This is a genomic window from Streptomyces sp. NPDC097129 (assembly GCF_055668065.1).
The window spans coordinates 314,052-334,805 of the sequence record NZ_JBVOQE010000004.1 but is presented as its reverse complement, the minus strand read 5'-3'; the positions used below and the strand labels follow the sequence as shown (position 1 = coordinate 334,805).

Below are 20,754 nucleotides of genomic sequence, written 5' to 3'. Positions count from 1 at the left end.
CCCATGTCCGAGTGGTCCGTCGCTGAGCCGCAGCAGCTCGCCTTCGACGAGCCGGTGCGTGAGCTGCACGTCCGGATCGTCGACGGGACGGTGAACGTGGTGGGGACGGACGAGGGTCCCGCCCGCCTGGAGGTCTCCGAGATCGAGGGGCCGCCCCTGCTCGTCACCCAGCAGGGCGGCACCTTGACGGTGGCCTACGACGACCTGCCCTGGAAGGGCTTCCTGAAGTGGCTCGACCGCAAGGGCCGGCGGCGCAGCGCCGTCGTCTCCCTGGCCGTCCCCGCGCACACGCAGGTGGAGGTCGGCGTGGTCGGCGCCGAGGCCGTGGTCTCCGGCATCGACGGCCGCGCCGAGGTCAGAGGGGTGACCGGGGACACCACGCTGGTCGGTCTCGGCGGCCCGGTGCGCGCCGACACCGTCTCCGGGAACGTGGAGGCGCAGACTCTGAGCGGCGATCTGCGCTTCAACTCCGTCTCCGGCGACCTGACCGTGGTGGACGGTTCCGGTCCGGCGGTCAGGGCGGACTCGGTGAGCGGTTCGATGATCGTGGACCTGGACCCCGCGGACCACCCCACCGACGTCAGCCTGACCAGCGTCTCCGGCGAGATCGCCATCCGCCTGCCGCACCCGGCGGACACCCGGGTGGAGGCGAACACCGCGAGCGGCTCGGTCTCCAACGCGTTCGAGGACCTGCGCGTCACCGGTCAGTGGGGCGCCAAGCGGATCACCGGCCGGCTCGGCGCGGGCAACGGCCGGCTGAAGGCGACCACCGTCTCCGGCTCCATCGCCCTGCTGCGCCGGCCACCGGCACCGGACGAGCCCTGGGAGGCGCAGCCGGGCGACGACAGCCCGGCCCCGGGCACCGGCACCACCCCGGGGGACCCTTCCGTTTCCGGTCCGGGCGCGGGTGACTCCGGCGCCCCGGCCGACGGCACGACCGAGAAGAAGGTGCTCTGACATGCCTCCCGTCTTCGCTCACGGCCGCCTGCGTCTGTACCTGCTGAAGCTCCTGGACGAGGCCCCCCGCCACGGCTACGAGGTGATCCGCCTCCTGGAGGAGCGCTTCCAGGGGCTGTACGCGCCGTCGGCCGGCACCGTCTACCCGCGTCTGGCGAAGCTGGAGGCCGAGGGCCTGGTCACCCACACCACCGAGGGCGGCCGCAAGGTGTACGCCATCACCGACGCCGGCCGCGCCGAACTGGCCGACCGCAGCGGTGAACTGGCCGACCTGGAGCTGGAGATCCGCGAGTCGGTCGCCGAGCTGGCCGCCGAGATCCGCGCCGACGTGCGCGGCGCCGCGGGCGACCTGCGCCGCGAGATGCGCGCGGCGGCGAGCGAGGCCCGCCGGGACCGGCCGGGCGGCGCCCACGACGCCCCGGACATGCCCGGCCTCGACAACGCGGGCGACGAGGAGGCGTGGCGCGCCGCCAAGGAGGAGATGCGCCGCGTCAAGCAGGAGTGGAAGGAGCAGGCCCGGCGCGCCAAGGACGAGAGCCGCCGTGCCCGCGAGGAGGCCCAGCGTGCCCGGCGCCAGGCCAAGGAGGCTCAGGACCGGGCCCGCGCCCAGGCGCAGGAGGAGCTGCAGCGCATCGCGCACCGGGTGCAGGAGCAGGTGCAGGACCACTTCGCGCGCGGCGACTGGCCGACGGGCGTGAAGGAGGGCCTGACGGAGCTGGCCAAGGAGTTCGGCGACTTCGGCAAGGACTTCGCCTGGGGGCGCACCGCCGCCGACAGGGGCCGTCCCGAGCCGGAGTACGAGCAGACGCCGGAGGACTTCCCGGCCGTCTACGAGCCCTCCTGGGCCCATGAGCCGCTCACGGGTGAGCCGGCCCGCGATCTCGACCGGCTCCTGGACCGCTTCCGCGACGACATCCGCGACGCGGCCCGCGACCACGGCGTCGACGCCGGCCAGTTGCGCGACGCCCGCCGCCATCTGTCCACGGCGGCTGCCCACATCGGGGCGATACTGCGCACCCCGAAGGCGTGACGCGGCGGCGGGGCCGGTTCAGCCGGCCTTCGCCTCTCCCCCGCCGTACAGCACCCGGGTCACCGACGCATGCGTCACCCCGTGATCGGCGAGCACCTCGGCCGGCACTCCCGGCAGGACGGTCAGCGCCAGCAGCAGATGCTCGTCACCGATGTGCCGGTCCCGCTGCGCGAGGGCCATCCGCAGCGACTTCTCCAGTACGTCCTTGGCCCCGCGGCTGAACCGCGGCCGCCCCGAACCTCCGCCATCACCCCTCATGGCGCCCACCCCGTGCGCCTCCTCCACCCGGGCGACCACCTCCGCCACATCGATCCCCAGCCCGGCCAGCGCATCGGACTCCGCCCGGGTCAGCCCACCCCGCCGCCGGGCCTCGCCCACCCCCCGCCGCACGGACTCCCGGCCGACCCGAAGAGCGGCGAGCGCGAAGCCGCCCCGACCACCCTCCCGGTCCAGCAGTGCGAGCAGCAGATGCTCGGCACCCACACTCCGCGCCCCTTCCCCGCCCGCATGCTCGACCGCCCCCTTGACCACGTCCCGGGCGTCCTCGGTGAACCGCTCGAACATCAGCGCCTCCCGTACTTCTTGTGCACGGCCTGCCTACTGACCCCGAGCTCCGCGGCGATCTCCTGCCACGACCAGCCCTGATTCCGGGCACTGCGCACCTGCACCGCCTCCAACTGCTCCAGCAGCCGGCGCAGCGCGGCAACGGCCCGCAGCCCGACCCGGGGGTCCCGGTCTCCCGCCCGCTCGGCGAGATCGATGGCGTCACTCATGCCAGTCAACCTACGTTGACATCCATCCCATGTCAACGAAAGTTGACACCCACGCCAAAAAAAGGCGGGCCCCACCGGACCCGCCTCAGACCTTCCCCACACTCCTCAGGAGTTGGTCAGCACAACCTTCCCGAACAGCTCCCCGGACTCCATCCGCTCGAAGCCCTCACGGGCCCGCTCCATGGGCAGCACCTCGTCGATCACGGGCCTCACCCCGGTGGCGGCGCAGAAAGCGAGCAGATCCTCCAGCTCGTCCTTGGTGCCCATGGTCGACCCGACGACCTTCAGCTCCAGGAAGAAGATCCGCGTCAGCTCGGCGTGCGAGGGCCGGTCCCCGCTGGTGGCCCCGGAAATGACGACCGTGCCCCCGGGCCGCAGCGACTTCACGGAATGCGACCACGTGGCGGCGCCCACGGTCTCGATCACCGCGTCCACCCGCTGCGGAAGCCGCGCCCCCGACTCCAGCGCCTCGACCGCCCCCAGCTCCAGGGCCCGCTTCCGCTTGGCCTCGTCCCGGCTGGTCGCGAAGACCCGCAGCCCCGCGGCCTTGCCGAGCACGATCGCGGCGGTGGCGACCCCACCACCGGCGCCCTGCACCAGCACCGAGTCACCGGGCCGTACACCGGCATTGGTGAACAGCATCCGATAGGCCGTCAGCCACGCGGTCGGCAGACAGGCGGCCTCCGCGAACGACAGCTCCTTCGGCTTCGGCAGCACGTTCCACGTCGGCACGGTCACCTGCTCGGCGAAGGTCCCCTGATACCGCTCGGTCAGGATCGACCGGGGCTCCTTGGGCCCGACACCGTGACCGCTCTGCCCGATCACGGAGTGCAGGACGACCTCGTTGCCGTCCTCGTCGACACCGGCGGCATCACAGCCGAGGATCATCGGCAGCGTGTCCTCCGCGAGGCCCACGCCGCGCAGGGACCACAGGTCGTGGTGGTTGAGGGAGGCGGCCTTGACATTGACGGTGCTCCACCCGGGACGGACCTCAGGAGCGGGACGTTCCCCCAACTCCAGTCCGTTCAACGGCTGGTCGCGGTCAATTCGAGCGGCATAGACAGCGAACATGTCCCCGACGATAGGCTCCGCACCCGCCCGACGGAACGGCACCGCGCTGTGACACACACCCTCTTGCGCACCACCCACCCGACGGCCGTCACCCCCCACCCCGGCCCCGACCCACAACGAACCGCAGGCGCGACGCACGCCACGACGCAACCGCAACGGGCCGCCGCAGGCACCAAAGGGGCGCGGGGAACTGCGCGACCAGCCACAACGCAACCCGCACCCGACACACGACCCGGCGCCGCAGGCAACCCGCGCCGCAGGCACCCGCACCCCGCAAACGAAATGACCCCGCCCACCCGGGACGGGGTCATCAGCCAAGGCCGGCGCAGCCTACCGCCGCGCCACCCCCTCCGCCCGAGCCGCAGCAGCGACCGCCGCCGTGACGGCCGGCGCCACCCGCTCGTCGAACGGCGACGGGATGACGTAGTCGGCCGCCAGGTCGTCCCCGACCACCGACGCCAGCGCCTCAGCCGCCGCGATCTTCATGCCTTCCGTGATCCGCGTGGCCCGCACCTGCAGCGCGCCCGCGAAGATCCCCGGGAACGCCAGCACGTTGTTGATCTGGTTCGGGAAGTCGGACCGCCCGGTCGCCACGACCGCCGCGTACTTGTGCGCGATCTCGGGGTGGACCTCCGGGTTCGGGTTGGCCATGGCGAACACGAACGCGCCCTCGGCCATGGACGCCACCGCGGCCTCCGGAACCGTGCCGCCGGACACGCCGATGAACACGTCGGCCCCGGCCAGCGCGTCCTCGAGCGACCCGCTCAGCCCGGCCTTGTTCGTGAACGAGGCCAGCTCCCGCTTCACGGACGTCAGGTCCTCACGGTCCGAGGACACGACACCCTTGCGGTCGGTGACGGCGACGTCCCCGATCCCGGCCTCGATCAGCATCTTCGCGATGGCCACACCGGCCGCACCGGCGCCGGAGATGACAGCGCGCAGCTGCCCGATCTCCCGCCCGCTCAGCCGCGCGGCGTTCCGCAGCGCCGCCAGCGTCACCACGGCCGTACCGTGCTGGTCGTCGTGGAAGATCGGGATGTCCAGCCGCTCCTGCAGCTTCCGCTCGATCTCGAAGCACCGCGGCGCCGAGATGTCCTCGAGGTTCACGCCGCCGAAGGACGGCGCGAGCCGCACCACGGTCTCGACGATCTCGTCGACGTCGGTGCAGTCGAGCGCGATCGGCACCGCGTCGACGCCGCCGAACTGCTTGAAGAGGATCGCCTTCCCCTCCATGACCGGAAGAGAGGCCTCGGGCCCGATGTCCCCGAGTCCCAGCACCGCCGTGCCGTCGGTCACCACGGCGACCACGGACGACTTCCAGGTGTAGTCGTTGACCAGCTCCGGCTGCTCCGCGATCGCGGTGCACACGCGCGCGACGCCGGGGGTGTACGCGAGGGACAGGTCGTCCTTGTCACGGATCGGCACGGTGGCCTGCACGGCCATCTTGCCGCCGCGGTGCAGGGCGAACACCGGATCGAAGGAATCGAGGGGCTCCGCACCGCCCTCCTGATCCGCTGTGCTCTCGCTGCGAGGATTGACGATCTCCGCTGCCACTTTCTCTTTACCCCTTAAGTGTTCATGGTTTGAGGGTTTGTGACCGCCCCTGGTGAGGGGCGGGCGGGCACCGCGTACGGCCCGGTTTGACTGATGCGTACGGGCACCTACGCGACGGGCGCGCCGCACACGCGCCCTGAGCCCCGGATGAGGGGTGTAAAGAACCTTCTTACCCGACGGACGGTGTCGCCGACGAGTCGATACCGCGAAGGTCACACGTCAGCCGCATGCCATGACTTCGCTCATGGCCGAATATGCGGACAAGACCTGGACAAACACTCAACCTGCACTCAAGCGGACACGGTCACACCTCACCCGTCGACCACATGGTGAGATGCACCGAAGATCTTCCGGCCGGAAGCCGAAATTCCCGAAGAAGGTGCGCCGTGATGTACCGGAGTGGTGCGGTTCGGGTGTCGCCCGTTATCCGATTTTGACATGGCGAGTCACCTGAATGTCGGAGTCCGAATGGCAAGATGCCGTAATCACACGAGGTCGCGACACTCGAAGGTGTGTGTTCTCGTCGACCCATCGGCACTGCCGTCAACCATCGGCACCATCCATCCCGCCGGAGGAACCCACGATGACCGCAAGCTCCACCCGTCGTACGACCGCCGCGCACTCACGGCTAGCAGCGGTCGGTGCGATCGCGGTCGCAGGCGCACTACTGCTCACCGGCTGTGGTGACCAGACGAAGAAGGACGGCGGGGCCTCCACCACCAACGCCCCGCTCGCCAACCTGCTCCCCAAGGCCGTCCGTGACAAGGGTGTCATCAAGGTCGGCTCGGACATCGCCTACGCGCCGGTGGAGTTCCGGGACAGCTCCGGCAACACGGTCGGCATCGACCCGGATGTCGCCGACGCCCTGGGCAAGCAGCTCGGCGTGAAGTTCGAGTTCCAGAACGGCACCTTCGACACCCTCATCACCGGTCTGCGCTCCAAGCGCTACGACATCGCCATGTCCGCGATGACCGACACCAAGGACCGCCAGCAGGGCATCGACTCCGACACCGGCAAGAAGGTCGGCGAGGGCGTCGACTTCGTCGACTACTTCAACGCCGGCGTCTCGATCTACACCCCGAAGGGCAAGGACCAGGGCATCAAGACCTGGGCCGACCTGTGCGGGAAGACGATCGTGGTGCAGCGCGGCACGGTCTCCGACGACCTCGCCAAGGCCCAGGCGAAGAAGTGTCCGGCCGGCAAGACGCTGACGATCGAGCCCTTCGACAACGACCAGCAGGCCCAGACCCGCCTGCGTGCGGGCGGCGCCAACGCCGGTTCCTCCGACTTCCCGGTCGCCGCGTACGCGGTGAAGACCTCCGGCGGCGGCAAGGACTTCCAGATCGTCGGCGGCCAGGTCGAGGCGGCGCCGTACGGCATCGCGGTCGCCAAGAGCAGCACCCAGCTGCGCGACGCCCTGAAGGCCGCGCTGGACGCCGTCATCAAGAACGGCGAGTACAACAAGATCCTCCAGAAGTGGGGCGTCACGGCAGGTGCCGTGAAGCAGGCCACCGTCAACGGCGGCAAGTGACCGCTCGTTCCTGCGGGCACTGAAAGGCAGCACCCGTGACTGTTGACATAGACAAGACGACGGAACCGGCGGCCACCCCGCCGGCAGGCCCGGAGGCGATCAAGGCCATCCCGGTCCGTCACTACGGGCGGTACATCTCCGCCGTCATCGCGCTCGCCCTGCTGGGCGGCATCGTCTACGCGTTCTCCCAGGGCAAGATCAACTGGGGCGCGATCCCGGACTACTTCTTCAACCACCGCGTGCTCAGCGGCGTGGGCAACACCCTGCTGCTGACCGTCCTGTCCATGCTGATCGGCGTGGGCGGCGGCATCCTGCTGGCGGTGATGCGCCTGTCGAAGAACCCGGTGACCTCGTCGATCGCGTGGTTCTACATCTGGTTCTTCCGCGGCACCCCGGTGCTGGTCCAGCTGATCGTCTGGTTCAACCTGGGTCTGGTCTTCCAGTACATCAACCTCGGGCCGATCTACAAGGACGAGTGGTCGGACTTCATGACCCCGTTCCTGACCGCGCTGCTCGGCCTCGGCCTGAACGAGGCCGCGTACATGGCGGAGATCTGCCGCGCCGGTCTGCTCGCGGTCGACGAGGGCCAGACGGAGGCGGCGCACGCGCTGGGCATGAGCCACAGCAAGACGCTGCGCCGGATCGTCATCCCGCAGGCGATGCGCGTGATCGTGCCGCCGACGGGCAACGAGGTCATCAACATGCTGAAGACGACCTCGCTGGTCTCGGTCGTCCAGTACTCCGAGTTGCTACGCGTCGCGCAGGACATCGGCCAGACCTCCGGCGCCCCGGCCGAGATGCTGTTCCTGGCCGCCGCCTGGTATCTGCTGCTGACCTCGGTGTTCAGCGTGGGCCAGTACTACCTGGAGCGCTACTACGCCCGCGGTTCCAGCCGCCAGCTGCCGGCCACGCCCTGGCAGAAGATCAGGGCGAACGTGCTCTCCCTGACCCACCGAGAGGGGGCTGCGGCATGACCGAGAAGATCGCGAAGACCGACAAGGCCGACGAGACGGTGAAGACCGACAAGACGGACGCCGCCCCCGAGAAGTCCACCGTCCCGATGGTGAAGGCCGAGGGCGTCCACAAGAGCTTCGGCGCCCTCGAGGTCCTCAAGGGCATCGACCTGGAGGTCAAGCAGGGCGAGGTGTTCTGCCTGATCGGCCCGTCCGGCTCCGGCAAGTCGACCTTCCTGCGGTGCATCAACCACCTGGAGAAGATCAACGCCGGGCGGCTGTACGTCGACGGCGAGCTGGTCGGCTACCGCCAGAAGGGCGACAAGCTGTACGAGCTGAAGGACAGCGAGGTCGCGCTGAAGCGCCGGGACATCGGCATGGTGTTCCAGCGGTTCAACCTCTTCCCGCACATGACGGCCGTCGAGAACGTCATGGAAGCGCCGATGCAGGTCAAGGGCGCCGGCAAGTCACAGGCGCGGGAGCGTGCCCTGCAGCTGCTGGAGCGCGTGGGCCTGGCCGACAAGGCGCGCAGCTACCCCTCGCAGCTCTCCGGCGGCCAGCAGCAGCGCGTGGCGATCGCCCGGGCGCTGGCGATGGACCCGAAGCTGATGCTGTTCGACGAGCCGACCTCGGCGCTGGACCCCGAGCTCGTGGGTGACGTCCTCGACGTCATGCGGGACCTGGCCGAGTCGGGCATGACGATGGTCGTCGTCACGCACGAGATGGGCTTCGCCCGCGAGGTGGGCGACAGCCTGGTCTTCATGGACGGCGGTGTGGTGGTCGAGTCCGGCCACCCGCGGGAGGTCCTGACCGACCCGCAGCACGAGCGGACGAAGTCCTTCCTGTCCAAGGTGCTGTAGCGGCGGACACGCAAGGGGCGGTACGGCCTGGCCGTGCCGCCCCTTGGCGTGTCCGCCGTCCCCGCCCGGAGGTTGAGGGAAGTCGTCGCCGCCTTCCGGCCGGGGACGGACCGTCCCTCGCCGCGTTCCGGCCGGGGACGGACCGTCCTACCCCACCCGGATGACCGTAATACCCTGTATCCACACCCGGCTGTTACCCGACCGCACCCACGACCATAGAGCGCCTTCGTAAGGACTATCAGTGGAACTGGCCTACTACTCGGATTACGCCGTACGGCTCGTGAACAGCGAGGAGCCGGCCCGCGGCAAGGACTCCCTGACCTCGGTGGAGGCCGTCCGGGAGCTGTTCGGCGTGAACCAGTCGGCGGCCCGGCGCGCCACCGACGCGGACGTCACCCGGTTCCGCTCGGTCCGGGCGCGGCTGCGGGCGGTCTTCGAGGCCGCGGACGGGGGCGACGAGGCCCGCGCGGTGGACCTGCTGAACGCGCTGCTGCTGGAGTTCCCGGTCAGTCCGCAGGTCTCCGGCCACGACCACCGCGACGACGACGGCCGCCCGCTGTGGCATCTGCACCTGGCCGACCACCCGTCCAACGCCACCGCCGGCTATGCCGCGATCGCGGCGATGGGCCTGGCGTTCCACCTGACGGAGTACGGCGTGGACCGCCTCGGCCTGTGCGAGGCCGCGCCCTGCCGCAACGCCTACCTGGACACCTCCACGAACCGCTCCCGGCGCTACTGCTCCGACCGCTGCGCCACCCGCGCCAACGTCGCCGCCTACCGGGCCCGCAAGCGCCTGGAGGCCGACCGGTCGGCGAGCACGGGCCGCGCGGCCGACAGCGCCCAGCGCACGACGGCCAGCGGCGAACGCTGATCCGGCTGTGGCGGGCGGCGGAAGCGGAACAGCACCCGGCCCACGATCAGCTCGTCCGGTACGACGCCGTAGTCCTCGCTGTCGGTGGTCGTCCCGAAGGCGTTGTCGGCGAGCACCCACCAGCCGCCCTCACGGCGCTCCGCCGCGCGCTTCACGACCAGCAGGTTCTGCTGGAGCGGATGACGCAGGACGATGATGTGGCCCGGGCGGACCCGGTTCCCGTACCGCACCAGCAGCTGGTCACCGTGGTACAGCGTCGGCACCATCGACGGGCCCGTGACCTCCACCCAGCCGAAGGGCGGCTCGGCACCCCTGCCCTGCTCGGTGTCCTGCGACAGCTCCGGCATCACCCGTACCTCCCCGGTCCGATCGTCCACCAGTCCCAGTCTGACCCTGGACTTTTGTCCTAAGCCCAAGGGGGCACTCGCGAAAACCCGTGCCGCAGGGAGTAATGTCCCACCTGAGAAGACGATCACGAGGAAGGAATGCTCCATGCTTTCCCGCCTGTTTGCCCCCAAGGTCAAGGTCAGCGCGCACTGCGACCTGCCCTGCGGTGTGTACGACCCTGCCCAGGCCCGCATCGAGGCGGAGTCGGTGAAGGCCGTACAGGAGAAGATGGCCGGCAACGACGACCCGCACTTCCAGGCGCGTGCCACGGTCATCAAGGAGCAGCGCGCCGAGCTCGCGAAGCACCACGTCTCCGTGCTGTGGAGCGACTACTTCAAGGCTCCGCACTTCGAGAAGTACCCGCAGCTGCACCAGCTGGTCAACGACACCCTGAAGGCCCTCTCGGCCGCCAAGGCCTCCACCGACCCGAAGACGGGCGAGAAGGCCCTGGAACTGATCGCCGAGATCGACAAGATCTTCTGGGAGACCAAGAAGGCCTGATCTTTTCTTACGCCTTCTGACCCTGCGGTCGCTTCATTCAACCGCAGCGTCTCCTGCCCGCACCCGGTCCGCAGCGCGCCTCCCACGGCGCCCTGACGGCCCGGGTGCGGTCTTTTTCCGTCACGGTGCTCGGCGGGCGACCGGGCCGGGAGGAAGGACGGCGGAGGCATGGCACTCCGGGCTGAATACCACTGCAAGGCCACACCGGCCCGCTGCGTCGTGGAGGTGTACGACGCCGACGCCTGCCTCGGCGACGAAGCAGCCCTGGACGCCGCTGAGGTACGGGTGGTCGCCGGTAACGGCTACCACCTGTACCTCCTCAGCCTGCAACCCGACATCGACGTTCACGTGACCATCCGCATCTGGGACACACCCCCCGCACCGCCCGCGGACGCCGAAGGTCACGTCGACATCGGCATCGAATCCGAAACGGGCGTTCTCGTCATCGGCCAACTCGACCGAGGGCCCGCCGGCGAGATGACCCTCCCCCGCCCCGGCGTCTACGCAGGCCATGCCTGGTGGGAGAACCGGCAGGCGACAGGCGACTACTACGCGGAGACCCTCGATCATCCCCTCGACGACAGCTTCGAGGAGCATCTCCGCCGGGCATGGAACAACCCCCCGGTCACCGAGCGCTACGTCCTGGACCTCGCCTGGATCCGCGAACCGGAACCCGTCGACGACGACGATCTGTGAGCCGTGTGGGTCACGCCGAGCGGTGCCACTCCGCGCGGCTGACGGGATGGGCGAAGGGCCGGCCGGTGGCGTAGCGCTCCAGTTCGTCCGCCGCCGCCGACGCCATGCGGTGCAGCTCGTTGCCGAGGGAGCCCGCGATGTGCGGGGTCAGGAGCACGTTGGGGAGGTCGTAGAGCGGGGAGTCGGGGGGCAGGACCTCCGGGAACGTCACGTCGAGGATCGCGTCCAGGCGGCCCGTGGTCAGTTCCTGCGTCAGCGCGTCCTGGTCGATGAGGGAGCCGCGGGAGGTGTTGATGAGCGTGGCGCCGGTGGGCATGAGGGCCAGGCGGTCCCCGTCGATCAGGTGCCGCGTCTCCGGGAGTTCGGGGGCGTGCACGCTCACCACGTCCGACGCGGCGCACAGCTCGTCCAGGCCGACCGCCCGCGCGCCCAGCGCCTGCGCCTCGGCGGTCGGGACGTAGGGGTCGTACAGGAGGAGGTCCAGGTCGTGCGGGCGGAGCAGTTCCAGGACCCGGCGGCCGATGCGGGAGGCGCCGACGATGCCGATCGTGCGGCGGTAGTTGCCGGCGCGGGCGTAGGCGGTCTGCCAGTCGTGGGGGGCGCGGCGGCGCCGGTAGTCGTCGCGGATGCGCAGGAGCTGTTTGCCGGCGAGCAGGATGAGGGCGACGGTGTACTCCGCGACCGGCAGGGCGTTGGCCCAGGCCGCGGACGTCACCTGGATGCCGCGTTCCCAGCAGGCCTCGGTGATGTGGTGCTTGACCGAGCCGGCCGCGTGGACGACGGCCCGCAGCCGCGGCGCACCGGCCAGCACCTCGGCCGTCAGCGGCGGGCAGCCCCAGCTGCTGACGATGACCTCGGTGTCCCGCAGTACGGCGGCCGCCCGCGGTTCGGTGAGGTCCTCGGCGACGAGCTTGGGGTCGAGGTCGGCGAGGTCGGTGAGCCGGGTCATGGTCGCCGGGTCGATGAGCTTGGCCGCCAGGTCGGCGTGCATGGCGAGCAGGGCCCGCGGAAGAGCGCGGTCCGGAGAGAAGGTCACTTGACGGCCCCCGCGGTCAGGCCCGCCTTCCAGAACCGCTGCAGCGCCACGAAGGCGACGACGAGCGGGATCACGGCGAGCAGGGAACCGGTCACCACGAGCGGGTAGTACTCGGGGAACGAGTGCGTCTGCGTGTTCCACGCGTACAGCCCCAGACTGACCGGGAAGAGCTTGGTGTCGGACAGCATCACCAGCGGCAGGAAGAAGTTGTTCCAGATCGCCGTGAACTGGAACAGGCAGATCGTCACGAACCCCGGCATCACCATCCGCAGCCCGATCGACCAGAACGTCCGCAGCTCCCCCGCGCCGTCCATGCGCGCGGCCTCCAGCACCTCGCCGGGCACGTATCCGGCGCAGAAGACGCGGGCCAGGTACACGCCGAACGGGTTGACCAGGGAGGGCAGGAACACCGCCCAGAAGGTGTTGACCAGGCCCGTCTTGGAGGCGAGCAGGTACATCGGCAGGGCGAGCGCGGTGGTCGGCACCAGCACGCCGACCAGCACCAGTCCGAACAGCTTCTCCTTGCCGGGGAAGCGCGAGACGTGGAAGGCGTACCCCGCGGCGACGCAGATCAGCCCGCACAGCAGGGCGCCGACGCCGGCGTACAGCAGGGAGTTGAGGTACCAGCGGAAGTACACGCCGTCGCCGGTCGCGGCCAGGTTCGCGAGGTTGTCGCCGAGGTGCCAGCGCGACGGTGACAGGGTCCGCCCGCCGAGCAGGTCGCCGGTGTTCTTGGCGGCGGCGGTCAGCAGCCACAGCAGCGGGAAGAGGGTGTAGGCGGTGGCCAGCAGCAGGATGCCGTTGACGGCCGCCCTGGACAGCGACCAGGGGCCGCGGCGGGGCGTCGGGGTGTCGTGGGCGGGAGACTTCAGCGGCTGCGGCCGTACGGGCGCGGTGGTGCTCATGGCCTCGCTCCCTTCGGCTTGGCGCCGCGGCCGCCCGTCAGCCGGGTGACCACGAAGGACAGGACGGCGGCGGCGAGGGCGAGCAGGACGGAGGCGGCCGCGGCGAGTCCGTAGTCGCCCCGCTCGAAGGCCGCGGTGTAGGCGTACATGTTGGGGGTCCAGGTGGTGACGACGCCGGGGGCCGCACCGTGCAGGATCGTCGGCTCGGTGAACAGCTGGAGCGAGCCGATCACGGTGAACAGGCCGACCATGGCGAGCGAGGGCCGGATCAGCGGGAGTTTGATGCCGATCGCGGTGCGCAGCGGGCCCGCGCCGTCCATGACGGAGGCTTCGAGCACTTCGCGCGGGATGGCCTGGAGGGCGGCGAAGAAGATGATGAGGTTGTAGCCGGTCCACTCCCACAGCGCGATGTTGACGACGGCCGGGACCGGGTGGCCGAGCAGGTCGGCCTCGATGCCGCCGGAGTTCAGGGCGCCGATCACCGGGCTCACGCCGGGCGTGTACAGGTACATCCACACCAGGGCGGCGATGATGCCGGGCACGGCGTGCGGCAGGAACAGCGCCAGCTGGAAGAAGCGCCGGGCGCGGGCGAGCGTGGAGTCGAGCAGCAGCGCCAGCAGCAGGGACAGGCCCAGCATGAGCGGGATGTACAGCGCGCAGTACAGCGCCAGGTTGAGGAAGCCGTCGCGGAAGGCGGCGTCGCCGAGGGCTTCGGTGTAGTTGCCGAGGCCGGCGAAGACGCGCCGCACGCCGCCGAAGCCGAGTCCGGAGCGGCGCTCGCGGTAGAGGCTGAGGTAGACGGCGTTGCCGATGGGGACGAGCGTGCACGCGGTGAAGAGCAGGAAGAACGGCAGCAGCAGGACGACCGGGGCGCCGGGCCTCCCGCTCCGGCGGGCGGGGCGGGAGGCCGGTCCGCTGCCGCGGGGCGGCGTCGGGGCGACCGCCGGCCGGTCACCTTGCGACGTCGGGGCGACCGCCGGCCGGTCACCTTGCGGCGTCGGGGCGACCATCAGCCGGTCACCTTGATGCCGCGGTTGCCGAGCTCCTTGGTGGTCGCGCTCTGCGCGCCCTCGACGCTGTCGAGGATGCTGCCCTTGCCGCCCTTGATGCCGGCGAAGGAGTCCTTGAGGGAGTTGTTGGTGACGCCCATGGCCGGGCCCCAGCTCCAGTCGGTGCGGATGGACTTCGCGGCGTCCTGGAAGAGCGTGTAGACGTCCTGGCCCTGGAACAGCGCGCCCTTGAAGGAGGCCTTGGCGACCGGGACGAGCGCGGGTGCGGCCGGGTAGGCGGAGGAGGTGCCGCTGGCGATACGGGCCTTGATGCCGGCCTCGGTGGTGGTCGCCCACTCGGCGAACTTCACGGCGGCCTCCGCCTTCTTGCTGTCCTTGGAGACGGCGAAGGTGGAACCGCCGAGCATGCCGCTGGCGGGGTTGCCGTCGGCGGTCGGGATCGGGGCGGCCGCCCACTTGCCGGTCTGGTCGGGCAGGGTGGAGCCGAGCACGCCGGCGCCCCAGCTGGCGCCGAGGTAGCCGACGGTCCGGCCCTTCTGGAGGGCGGCGGTCCACTGCTGGGAGAAGGACGGGGCGACGTCGACCAGGTCGTCGTCGATCATCTTCTGCCAGTAGCCGGCGGTCTGCTTGGTGGCGGGGTCGGTGAAGTTCACCTTCCAGGAGTCGCCCTCGGTCTTGAACCACTGCCCGCCCGCCTGCCAGGCCATCGCCTCGAAGGTGCTCGGGTCGTCGGGGAAGAAGGTGGCGATACGGGCCTTGGGGTCGGCCTTCTTGATCTTCTCCGCGTCGGCGCGGAACTCGGCCCAGGTCTTCGGCGGCGTGGTGATGTGCGCCGTGGCGAAGACGTCCTTGCGGTAGTAGAAGGTCTGCGGCGCGGCGTCCAGCGGGAGCGCCCAGGTCGACCCGCCGAGCGTGGTCAACTGAACGGACTGCGGCAGGTACTTGGCCTTCAGGCCGGCGGGGACCAGCTTGCTGATGTCCTTGACGGCGCCCTGGCTGACGAAGTCCGGGAGCTGCGGGTACTCCACGTTGAACACGTCGGGTGCGTTGCCCGCCTTCACCGCGTTGGAGATCTTGGCGTACCCGCCGGCGTTGCCGGAGGGGATCTCCTGGAACTGCACCTTCACGTCCTTCTGCGCCGCGTTGAAGGCGTCGACGACGTCCTTGGTGCCCTTGGCCCAGCCCCAGAACGTGATCGTCACCGGACCGTTCTTGCCGGCGGCGCCTGCGTCCGCGTCCTCGGCCGAGCCGCAGGCGGCGAGCGTGGCGAGGGACAGGGCGGTGACGGTGGCGAGAGCGGTGGAGCGGACTCTGCGTGCGGTGGAAGTCATGGGCGCGGCTCCTTGGACGGGGCGGGATCGAGTGACATCCTCAGTCGCCATGTGATCGGAGTCAATACTCTTCGATCAAATGATCTGAAGTGATCAGACGGTCCCATCCTGAACCCGGGGGCCACTCCCCCAGGCCGCCGTCAGCCGCAGGACGCGCGCACGGTGAGCGTCGGCAGCAGCTCGATCTGGTGGACGGGCAGCGCGTCGCCCTCGTCCAGCCGGCGCAGCAGCAGCCGGAGCGCCTCCGCGCCCACGGCACGCTTGGGCGGGGCCACCGCGGTCAGCGGCGGGTCGGACAGGCTCGCGTACACGTCGTCGTACGACACCAGGGCCACGTCGTCGGGGACGGCGAGGCCGTGCGCGCGCAGCAGCGGCGGCAACTGGATGGCGTCCTGGTCGTTGTGGACCAGCACGGCCCGTACGCCGGAGGCGGCGGCCTCGGCGATCCGCGCGGCCAGCTCCTGGTGGGCGCTCGCGGGATGCGCGGCGGCCGGTGTGGGCACGTCGATCACCGGCAGCGGCGTCAGCCCGAGCCCCTCGACCGCCATGGCGTATCCGGCCCGCACCTCGTGCGCGGTGCGGGTGTCGGAGCGAGCGGCGAGCAGGACGGAGCCGTGCCCCCGCCCGGCCAGCCGGCGCAGGGCGAGGAGCACACCGTGGCGGTGGTTGGAGCAGACCGCGTCGAGCCCGGCGGCCGGGCTGACGGGGGCGGCGCGGCGCTCGACCAGGACGGCGGGGACGGGCAGGTCGCCCAGCCAGTCGCTGCCGGCGAGCCCGCTCCCGGCCGACCAGTTGGGGGTCAGCAGCAGCCCGTCGACGTCCGACTCCAGCAGCCGCTCCACCTGGGCGCGGTCGCTGTCCGTCTCGTAGGGGGCGATGCCGAGCACCACGCGCGCCCCGGCGGCGGTCGCCGCGGCACTGGCCCCCGCGACGACCTCGTCGAAGTACGACCCGACGGACGGCACGAGCATGCCGATCAACCGTCCCCGCCCGCCGGGCCCGGCCGCCGACGCGCCCGCCGGCAGCGAGACCGCCCCGTGCGTGCGCTCCAGCCGGCCCTCGTCGGCCAGCGCGGCCACATCGCGGCGGACCGTGACGGCGGGGATGCCGAGGCGTTCGGCCAGCTCCACGACCCGGACCGACCCGGCCTCCCGCACCACCTCAAGGATGCGCGTACGGCGTTCCTGCGCCGATGTGGCCATCGGGACCTCCTGATCCTGGCGCGGCGGCGCCCGTCGCCCTCTGCTTCGGTGGCTCACCTGCTGCGGGGGCTCACGACCTCCCGCCCTCACGGTATCCGATCACATCGTGGTCATCTGATCAATTCGCTCAGGCGCTCACAGTCCGGGGCCGTTGTAGGCGCCCCGGTGCGACTTGGCGGTCGCGGAGACCGGGTTGCCCCAGTAGTCACGGCCTCCGTTGTCCTGGACGACCCCGCCGTTGCCGAGCGCCGGTGAGCCGGCCCGGAGCCGGTAGCCGGCGGCGGAGGCGAGGGTGTCGCCGCCCGTGCCCGGCGCGGTGAACTGCGGATCGCCGACGATGCCGTTGGCGGTGGGCCGGGGCACGCCCTGGAAGACGTTCCACAGCCAGGAGACCCCGGAGCCGGTGGGCAGAGCGGAGTCGGCGGTGCCCACCCAGATGTTGTTCTCCACCAGAGCGGTGCCGGGCAGCGTGACGTCGAACTTCTTGTCCGGGCAGTAGAAGACGTTGTTGTACATCCGCAGGGCGGACCGGCCGCCGGAGGCGTGGACGATACGGCAGTCGTTCTCGGAGACGTTGTAGCGGATGACCTGCGTCGCCGCGCCGCTGGTGCCGCAGCCGTCGCAGTCGAGGAAGAAGCCGCCGATGTTGTCGCGGCTGAAGTTGTACTGGATCGTGCAGGTGCCGGTGTTGCCCCAGTCGCAGTCGAAGGACTCGCTGTCGAAGACGGACATCCGCGTGATGTCGTGCACGGCGTTGAACTGCATCACCGGGTTGTGGTCGCCGAGCACCCAGATCCCGGCGAAGTTCCCGCCGGAGAACGGATGGACGCCGTTGCCGACGCCCGCGGCGGTGTTGTACTGGATCAGCGGCGCCTCGGCGTAGCTGACGATGACCCCGTCGCCGCCGACGTCGGTGATCGTGTTGCGCTCGACCAGCACCCCGGTGCCCTTGAGGGACATCGAGCCGACCCGGACCTTCACGCCTCCGCCGCCGGTGTTGCTGACGGCGTTGTCGTGGACGTGGATGTCGTCGAGCACGGACCCGGTGCCGCTCGCGCCGGTGACGATGCCGGCGGACTGCACGTAGTCGTCGGTCGTCGGGCTGTTCTTGTCGGTCTGCCCGGCGACCCGGTCCACGACGAGATCGCCGACGTCGAAGCCGGAGTGCGCCCGGCCGTCGGTCGCGGAGATCCGCAGCCCGGTGCGCCGGCCCAGGGCGGACGCGGAGTTGGTGATCTTCAGTCCGCTGATCGTCCAGTGGTCCTGATCCGTGAAGGCGACGGCGTCGGGCGCCCCGGCCCCGTCGATCACGGGCCGGGCCCCGGACCCGTACGCGGTCAGGGTGACGGGGGCGGCGGCGGTGCCGCTGCCCCGGGGGGTGAGGGCGCCGGTGCAGGTCGTGCCGGCGGCCGGGGCGAGGGTGTCGCCGGGGCCGTAGGTGCGGGCACTGGCCTGGGCGAGGCTGTTGAACGGGGCGGCCGCACTGCCGTCGCCGGCGGCGGCCCGCGAACAGTCGACGTAGGTGGTGGTGCCGGCGGCCGACGCGGATACGGCGGGCAGGGCGGCCGTAGCCGTCACGACGAGCGCGACGACGGCCAGCCGGCGCCGGACGGGGGTGATCCTCATGACGCGTCCACCTTTCTTGGTGGCTCAGGGGACCGGGACGACGCCCGAAGCTAGGGAGGCGCACGGATCACGTCAATGGTTAAGTATCAAACGATCGCCATTCGCTCACTTACCGATCGACTGATCGCCGTGTTGGGGGCCGCAGGGCGTGGCATGCTGGCCGGGTGACCCCCGAGGACCTGGTGCGGCTGCGCAGGGCACGCGACCGTATGGACCGCGAGTACGCCGAGCCCCTGGACATCGCCGTGCTCGCCCGTACGGCGCTGATGTCAACGGGTCACTTCCAGCGCAGCTTCCGCGAGGCATACGGCGAGACGCCCTACGGCTACCTCATGACCCGCCGGGTCGAGCGCGCCAAGGCGCTGCTGCGGCGCGGCGATCTGAGCGTGACCGAAGTGTGTCTCGCCGTCGGCTGCACCTCCCTGGGCTCGTTCAGCTCCCGGTTCACCCAGCTCGTGGGCGTGACACCGACCGCGTACCGGGCCCGTCCGCACGAGGCGGTCGCGCAGATCCCGCCCTGCGTGGTGCGCAGGCTCACGCGACCGCGCCGAACCTAGGGTGACCGTCATGGATGTGAAACTGAAGCAGTGCTTCATCACCGTCGACGACCCCGACAAGGCACTCGCCTTCTACCGGGACGTCCTCGGCCTCGAACTGCGCAACGACGTGGAGTTCGAGGGCCTGCGCTGGCTCACGGTCGGCTCGCCGCTCCAGCCGGACGTCGAGATCGTCCTGGAGCCGCCGGCCGCCGACGCCTCCACCGCCGACCGGGAGACGCTGACCCGGCTGCTGGCCAAGGGGGTGCTGCGCGGGGTCATCTTCACCACGCCCGACTGCGAGTCCCTGTGCGAGAAGGTCCGCGAAGCCGGCACCGACATCCTGCAGGAACCCATGGATCAGCCGTACGGGGTCCGGGACTGCGCCTTCCGGGACCCCGCGGGCAATCTGCTGCGGTTCATGCAACGAACGGAGAGCTGACCATTTCCACGCCGACCCGGCACGTCCGCTGGACCTACGCGTTCGTCGACCGCCCGGCCGGACTCCTGGACCGGGCCTGCGCGTTCTGGACGGCCGTCACCGGCACCCGGCTGTCCCCGCCGCGCGGTGACGGAGGGGAGTTCACCACCCTGCTTCCGGACGGCAACGCCGACGCCTGCCTGAAGGCGCAGGGCGTGGCGGCCGGCCGGGGCGGCGCACACCTCGACTTCGCCGTGGCCGACGTGCCGGAGTTCGTGGCGTCGGCGCTGCGGCTGGGCGCGCACGTCGAGGCCCGGCACGAGGGGTGGACGGTGCTGCGCTCCCCCGCCGGGCTCCTGTTCTGCGCGGTGCCGTGGCAGGGCGAGCGGCAGCGCCCGCCCGTGGTCCACGGCAGCCGCCTCGACCAGGTGTGCCTCGATGTGCCGCCGTCGGCCTACGACGCCGAAGTCGCCTTCTTCGGCGCGCTGTTGCCGCAGTGGACGTCCCGGCCCGGGTCCCGCCCCGAGTTCCATGTGATCGTGCCGCCCGACGGGCTGCCGATCCGCATCCTGCTCCAGCGGCTGGGCGAGGAGCGGCCTGCCTCGGCCCACCTCGACCTGGCCTGCGCCGACCGCGCGGCGACCCTCGCCCGGCACGAGGAGCTGGGCGCCACCGTCGTCTCCGCCGGCGCCCACTGGACGGTGATGCGGGATCCGGCGGGCGGCCTGTACTGCCTCACGGCCCGCGACCCCGAGACGGGCGGACTGCCCAACCGGTGAGGGCACGGACTCACCCCGTCACCGGGTGGTGCGGGCGCGGGCTCACACCGGCCACGGCTCCACGGACACGACCGCCTCCACCGGGATGGGCCCGTACACGTGGGGGAACTCCTCGCCGCCGGGTTCGGCGGCCTCGTACTTCAGCGGCACGTCCAGCCGAGCCGGGTCCACGACCAGGACGACCAGCTCGTCCGGGCCGTCGTAGCCGCCGTACAGAAACTCGGCCACCGCTGCGAGCTGCTCCCGGGTGGAGCAGTGGATGAACCCCTCCTGCTCCAGCGTGCGTCCGCGGGTCGACCAGGTGTACCGGCCCTCAGCGCGGGCGGCCTCCCACAGGGAGCGTTCGGTGAGGTGGAGGATGTGCGGGGCGTCGGTCATGTGCCCACGCTATGCGCTGGAGAGCCCGGCGACACAGCCGTCAGGACTCTTCCGCCGCGGACGAACCTGTCAGGACTCTTCCGCCGCTGACCAACCCGTCAGGATGGTTCCGCCGCGGACGTGCCCGAGGCGTCGCCGCCGTCGGACGGGGTGGCGGCGACCGTGGGCTCGGTGGGGGCCGCCCCCGTGGGGGCCGGTTCCGCGCGGGCCGGGCACTGGGCGTTGCGGCAGGGACCGGGCGTCCACACCGGCACCCAGGCGCCCAGCGTCTTGTGCCGTCGGACGACCGTCCCGACGCGCTGTCCGCAGACGGGACAGACGGGTTCGTCGCTGCCCACGCCCTCAG

Annotated in this window: 24 protein-coding genes; 11 read left to right on the top strand and 13 right to left on the bottom strand. The window is 71.0% G+C overall.

Translation table 11 applies throughout. The features are described 5' to 3' along the window. The first annotated feature begins 3 nt into the window (after positions 1-3). Together AC0B9F_RS15370 and AC0B9F_RS15365 are read left to right on the top strand one after the other, a co-directional pair. The gene (locus AC0B9F_RS15370) at positions 4-957 is read left to right on the top strand and encodes a DUF4097 family beta strand repeat-containing protein (protein WP_472002680.1); all 954 of its coding nucleotides are present in this window, start codon (positions 4-6) and stop codon (positions 955-957) included. 1 nt (position 958) lies between these two features. Next, positions 959-1,987, top strand: a complete 1,029-nt coding sequence (locus tag AC0B9F_RS15365; protein ID WP_472002678.1) for a PadR family transcriptional regulator — start codon at positions 959-961, stop codon at positions 1,985-1,987. A gap of 18 nt (positions 1,988-2,005) precedes the next feature. Here AC0B9F_RS15365 and AC0B9F_RS15360 read toward each other — a convergent pair whose 3' ends face one another. From AC0B9F_RS15360 to AC0B9F_RS15345, 4 genes are all read right to left on the bottom strand, one after another. Continuing rightward, entirely contained in the window at positions 2,006-2,551 is a 546-nt protein-coding gene (locus AC0B9F_RS15360; protein WP_472002676.1) for a Clp protease N-terminal domain-containing protein, read from the bottom strand. After that, positions 2,551-2,760 carry a helix-turn-helix domain-containing protein gene (locus AC0B9F_RS15355; RefSeq protein ID WP_472002674.1) on the bottom strand — a complete coding sequence of 70 codons (210 nt, stop codon included), beginning with the start codon at positions 2,758-2,760 and terminating at the stop codon, positions 2,551-2,553. The genes AC0B9F_RS15360 and AC0B9F_RS15355 overlap by 1 nt, the downstream gene beginning before the upstream one ends. Positions 2,761-2,865: 105 nt before the next feature. After that, a complete protein-coding gene (locus AC0B9F_RS15350; RefSeq protein ID WP_472002672.1) occupies positions 2,866-3,831 on the bottom strand; it encodes a zinc-binding dehydrogenase in 966 nt (321 codons plus the stop codon). Between the two features lie 330 nt (positions 3,832-4,161). Next, complete coding sequence (locus tag AC0B9F_RS15345) at positions 4,162-5,385, bottom strand: NAD(P)-dependent malic enzyme (RefSeq protein ID WP_472002670.1); 1,224 nt, start codon at positions 5,383-5,385, stop codon at positions 4,162-4,164. A 583-nt stretch (positions 5,386-5,968) separates the two neighbouring features. Between AC0B9F_RS15345 and AC0B9F_RS15340 the strand changes: the two genes are divergently transcribed. The 4 genes from AC0B9F_RS15340 (at position 5,969) to AC0B9F_RS15325 (ending at position 9,600) form a co-directional block, all read left to right on the top strand. Continuing rightward, complete coding sequence (locus AC0B9F_RS15340) at positions 5,969-6,916, top strand: ABC transporter substrate-binding protein (RefSeq protein WP_472002668.1); 948 nt, start codon at positions 5,969-5,971, stop codon at positions 6,914-6,916. A gap of 35 nt (positions 6,917-6,951) precedes the next feature. Next, positions 6,952-7,890, top strand: coding sequence for an amino acid ABC transporter permease (locus AC0B9F_RS15335; protein ID WP_472002666.1), 939 nt, complete (start codon positions 6,952-6,954; stop codon positions 7,888-7,890). A gap of 86 nt (positions 7,891-7,976) precedes the next feature. Beyond that, positions 7,977-8,729: an amino acid ABC transporter ATP-binding protein gene (locus AC0B9F_RS15330; protein ID WP_472002987.1), complete on the top strand. Its 753-nt coding sequence runs from the start codon at positions 7,977-7,979 to the stop codon at positions 8,727-8,729. 241 nt (positions 8,730-8,970) lie between these two features. Then, complete coding sequence (locus tag AC0B9F_RS15325) at positions 8,971-9,600, top strand: CGNR zinc finger domain-containing protein (protein ID WP_472002664.1); 630 nt, start codon at positions 8,971-8,973, stop codon at positions 9,598-9,600. Here the strand turns inward: AC0B9F_RS15325 and sodX are convergent. Continuing rightward, positions 9,504-9,947, bottom strand: a complete 444-nt coding sequence (gene sodX, locus AC0B9F_RS15320) for a nickel-type superoxide dismutase maturation protease (protein WP_472002986.1) — start codon at positions 9,945-9,947, stop codon at positions 9,504-9,506. The genes AC0B9F_RS15325 and sodX overlap by 97 nt on opposite strands. A 145-nt stretch (positions 9,948-10,092) precedes the next feature. On the opposite strand from sodX, the gene sodN reads away from it, so the two are divergent. After that, the gene (gene sodN / locus AC0B9F_RS15315) at positions 10,093-10,488 is read left to right on the top strand and encodes a superoxide dismutase, Ni (RefSeq protein ID WP_103781377.1); all 396 of its coding nucleotides are present in this window, start codon (positions 10,093-10,095) and stop codon (positions 10,486-10,488) included. A gap of 168 nt (positions 10,489-10,656) precedes the next feature. After that, positions 10,657-11,184 (top strand): hypothetical protein, encoded by a 528-nt coding sequence (locus AC0B9F_RS15310; protein WP_472002662.1) that lies wholly within the window; start codon positions 10,657-10,659, stop codon positions 11,182-11,184. Positions 11,185-11,194: 10 nt separating this feature from the next. Here the strand turns inward: AC0B9F_RS15310 and AC0B9F_RS15305 are convergent, their stop codons facing one another. The 6 genes from AC0B9F_RS15305 to AC0B9F_RS15280 form a co-directional block, all read right to left on the bottom strand. Continuing rightward, a complete protein-coding gene (locus AC0B9F_RS15305) occupies positions 11,195-12,175 on the bottom strand; it encodes a hydroxyacid dehydrogenase (RefSeq protein ID WP_472002984.1) in 981 nt (326 codons plus the stop codon). 41 nt (positions 12,176-12,216) lie between these two features. Beyond that, positions 12,217-13,125, bottom strand: a complete 909-nt coding sequence (locus AC0B9F_RS15300) for a carbohydrate ABC transporter permease (protein ID WP_472002660.1) — start codon at positions 13,123-13,125, stop codon at positions 12,217-12,219. Then, positions 13,122-14,135: a carbohydrate ABC transporter permease gene (locus tag AC0B9F_RS15295; RefSeq protein WP_472002658.1), complete on the bottom strand. Its 1,014-nt coding sequence runs from the start codon at positions 14,133-14,135 to the stop codon at positions 13,122-13,124. Before AC0B9F_RS15295 ends, AC0B9F_RS15300 begins: the two co-directional genes overlap by 4 nt. Further along, on the bottom strand, positions 14,135-15,466 hold the full coding sequence (locus AC0B9F_RS15290; protein WP_472002656.1) for an ABC transporter substrate-binding protein: 1,332 nt from the start codon (positions 15,464-15,466) through the stop codon (positions 14,135-14,137). Before AC0B9F_RS15290 ends, AC0B9F_RS15295 begins: the two co-directional genes overlap by 1 nt. 140 nt (positions 15,467-15,606) lie before the next feature. Next, positions 15,607-16,668 carry a substrate-binding domain-containing protein gene (locus AC0B9F_RS15285; protein ID WP_472002654.1) on the bottom strand — a complete coding sequence of 354 codons (1,062 nt, stop codon included), beginning with the start codon at positions 16,666-16,668 and terminating at the stop codon, positions 15,607-15,609. Positions 16,669-16,803: 135 nt separating this feature from the next. Beyond that, on the bottom strand, positions 16,804-18,294 hold the full coding sequence (locus AC0B9F_RS15280; protein ID WP_472002652.1) for a right-handed parallel beta-helix repeat-containing protein: 1,491 nt from the start codon (positions 18,292-18,294) through the stop codon (positions 16,804-16,806). Between the two features lie 164 nt (positions 18,295-18,458). Here AC0B9F_RS15280 and AC0B9F_RS15275 point away from each other — a divergent pair, with 164 nt between their 5' ends. Genes AC0B9F_RS15275 through AC0B9F_RS15265 form a run of 3 tightly spaced genes read left to right on the top strand, consistent with a single transcriptional unit; the run spans position 18,459 to position 20,030 of the window. Continuing rightward, positions 18,459-18,851, top strand: a complete 393-nt coding sequence (locus AC0B9F_RS15275) for a helix-turn-helix domain-containing protein (protein ID WP_472002650.1) — start codon at positions 18,459-18,461, stop codon at positions 18,849-18,851. A 10-nt stretch (positions 18,852-18,861) separates the two neighbouring features. Beyond that, positions 18,862-19,272, top strand: coding sequence for a VOC family protein (locus tag AC0B9F_RS15270; RefSeq protein ID WP_472002648.1), 411 nt, complete (start codon positions 18,862-18,864; stop codon positions 19,270-19,272). Between the two features lie 2 nt (positions 19,273-19,274). Continuing rightward, positions 19,275-20,030 (top strand): VOC family protein, encoded by a 756-nt coding sequence (locus AC0B9F_RS15265; protein ID WP_472002982.1) that lies wholly within the window; start codon positions 19,275-19,277, stop codon positions 20,028-20,030. Positions 20,031-20,072: 42 nt separating this feature from the next. On the opposite strand, the gene AC0B9F_RS15260 is transcribed toward AC0B9F_RS15265, so the two are convergent. Both AC0B9F_RS15260 and AC0B9F_RS15255 read right to left on the bottom strand, forming a co-directional pair. Further along, positions 20,073-20,408: a DUF952 domain-containing protein gene (locus AC0B9F_RS15260; RefSeq protein WP_472002646.1), complete on the bottom strand. Its 336-nt coding sequence runs from the start codon at positions 20,406-20,408 to the stop codon at positions 20,073-20,075. Between the two features lie 98 nt (positions 20,409-20,506). Beyond that, positions 20,507-20,746: a hypothetical protein gene (locus AC0B9F_RS15255; protein WP_472002644.1), complete on the bottom strand. Its 240-nt coding sequence runs from the start codon at positions 20,744-20,746 to the stop codon at positions 20,507-20,509. Positions 20,747-20,754: the final 8 nt, after the last annotated feature.

Bases quoted from the DNA above. Each gene is read 5' to 3' on its own strand.
- AC0B9F_RS15330 (WP_472002987.1), top strand. From the start codon at position 7,977: ATGGTGAAGGCCGAGGGCGTCCACAAGAGCTTCGGCGCCCTCGAGGTC.
- AC0B9F_RS15340 (WP_472002668.1), top strand. From the start codon at position 5,969: ATGACCGCAAGCTCCACCCGTCGTACGACCGCCGCGCACTCACGGCTA.
- AC0B9F_RS15260 (WP_472002646.1), bottom strand. From the start codon at position 20,408: ATGACCGACGCCCCGCACATCCTCCACCTCACCGAACGCTCCCTGTGG.
- AC0B9F_RS15305 (WP_472002984.1), bottom strand. From the start codon at position 12,175: ATGCACGCCGACCTGGCGGCCAAGCTCATCGACCCGGCGACCATGACC.
- AC0B9F_RS15355 (WP_472002674.1), bottom strand. From the start codon at position 2,760: ATGAGTGACGCCATCGATCTCGCCGAGCGGGCGGGAGACCGGGACCCC.
- AC0B9F_RS15350 (WP_472002672.1), bottom strand. From the start codon at position 3,831: ATGTTCGCTGTCTATGCCGCTCGAATTGACCGCGACCAGCCGTTGAAC.
- AC0B9F_RS15310 (WP_472002662.1), top strand. From the start codon at position 10,657: ATGGCACTCCGGGCTGAATACCACTGCAAGGCCACACCGGCCCGCTGC.
- AC0B9F_RS15285 (WP_472002654.1), bottom strand. From the start codon at position 16,668: ATGGCCACATCGGCGCAGGAACGCCGTACGCGCATCCTTGAGGTGGTG.
- AC0B9F_RS15365 (WP_472002678.1), top strand. From the start codon at position 959: ATGCCTCCCGTCTTCGCTCACGGCCGCCTGCGTCTGTACCTGCTGAAG.
- AC0B9F_RS15360 (WP_472002676.1), bottom strand. From the start codon at position 2,551: ATGTTCGAGCGGTTCACCGAGGACGCCCGGGACGTGGTCAAGGGGGCG.
- AC0B9F_RS15295 (WP_472002658.1), bottom strand. From the start codon at position 14,135: ATGGTCGCCCCGACGCCGCAAGGTGACCGGCCGGCGGTCGCCCCGACG.
- sodN (WP_103781377.1), top strand. From the start codon at position 10,093: ATGCTTTCCCGCCTGTTTGCCCCCAAGGTCAAGGTCAGCGCGCACTGC.
- AC0B9F_RS15370 (WP_472002680.1), top strand. From the start codon at position 4: ATGTCCGAGTGGTCCGTCGCTGAGCCGCAGCAGCTCGCCTTCGACGAG.
- AC0B9F_RS15270 (WP_472002648.1), top strand. From the start codon at position 18,862: ATGGATGTGAAACTGAAGCAGTGCTTCATCACCGTCGACGACCCCGAC.
- sodX (WP_472002986.1), bottom strand. From the start codon at position 9,947: ATGCCGGAGCTGTCGCAGGACACCGAGCAGGGCAGGGGTGCCGAGCCG.
- AC0B9F_RS15280 (WP_472002652.1), bottom strand. From the start codon at position 18,294: ATGAGGATCACCCCCGTCCGGCGCCGGCTGGCCGTCGTCGCGCTCGTC.
- AC0B9F_RS15290 (WP_472002656.1), bottom strand. From the start codon at position 15,466: ATGACTTCCACCGCACGCAGAGTCCGCTCCACCGCTCTCGCCACCGTC.
- AC0B9F_RS15300 (WP_472002660.1), bottom strand. From the start codon at position 13,125: ATGAGCACCACCGCGCCCGTACGGCCGCAGCCGCTGAAGTCTCCCGCC.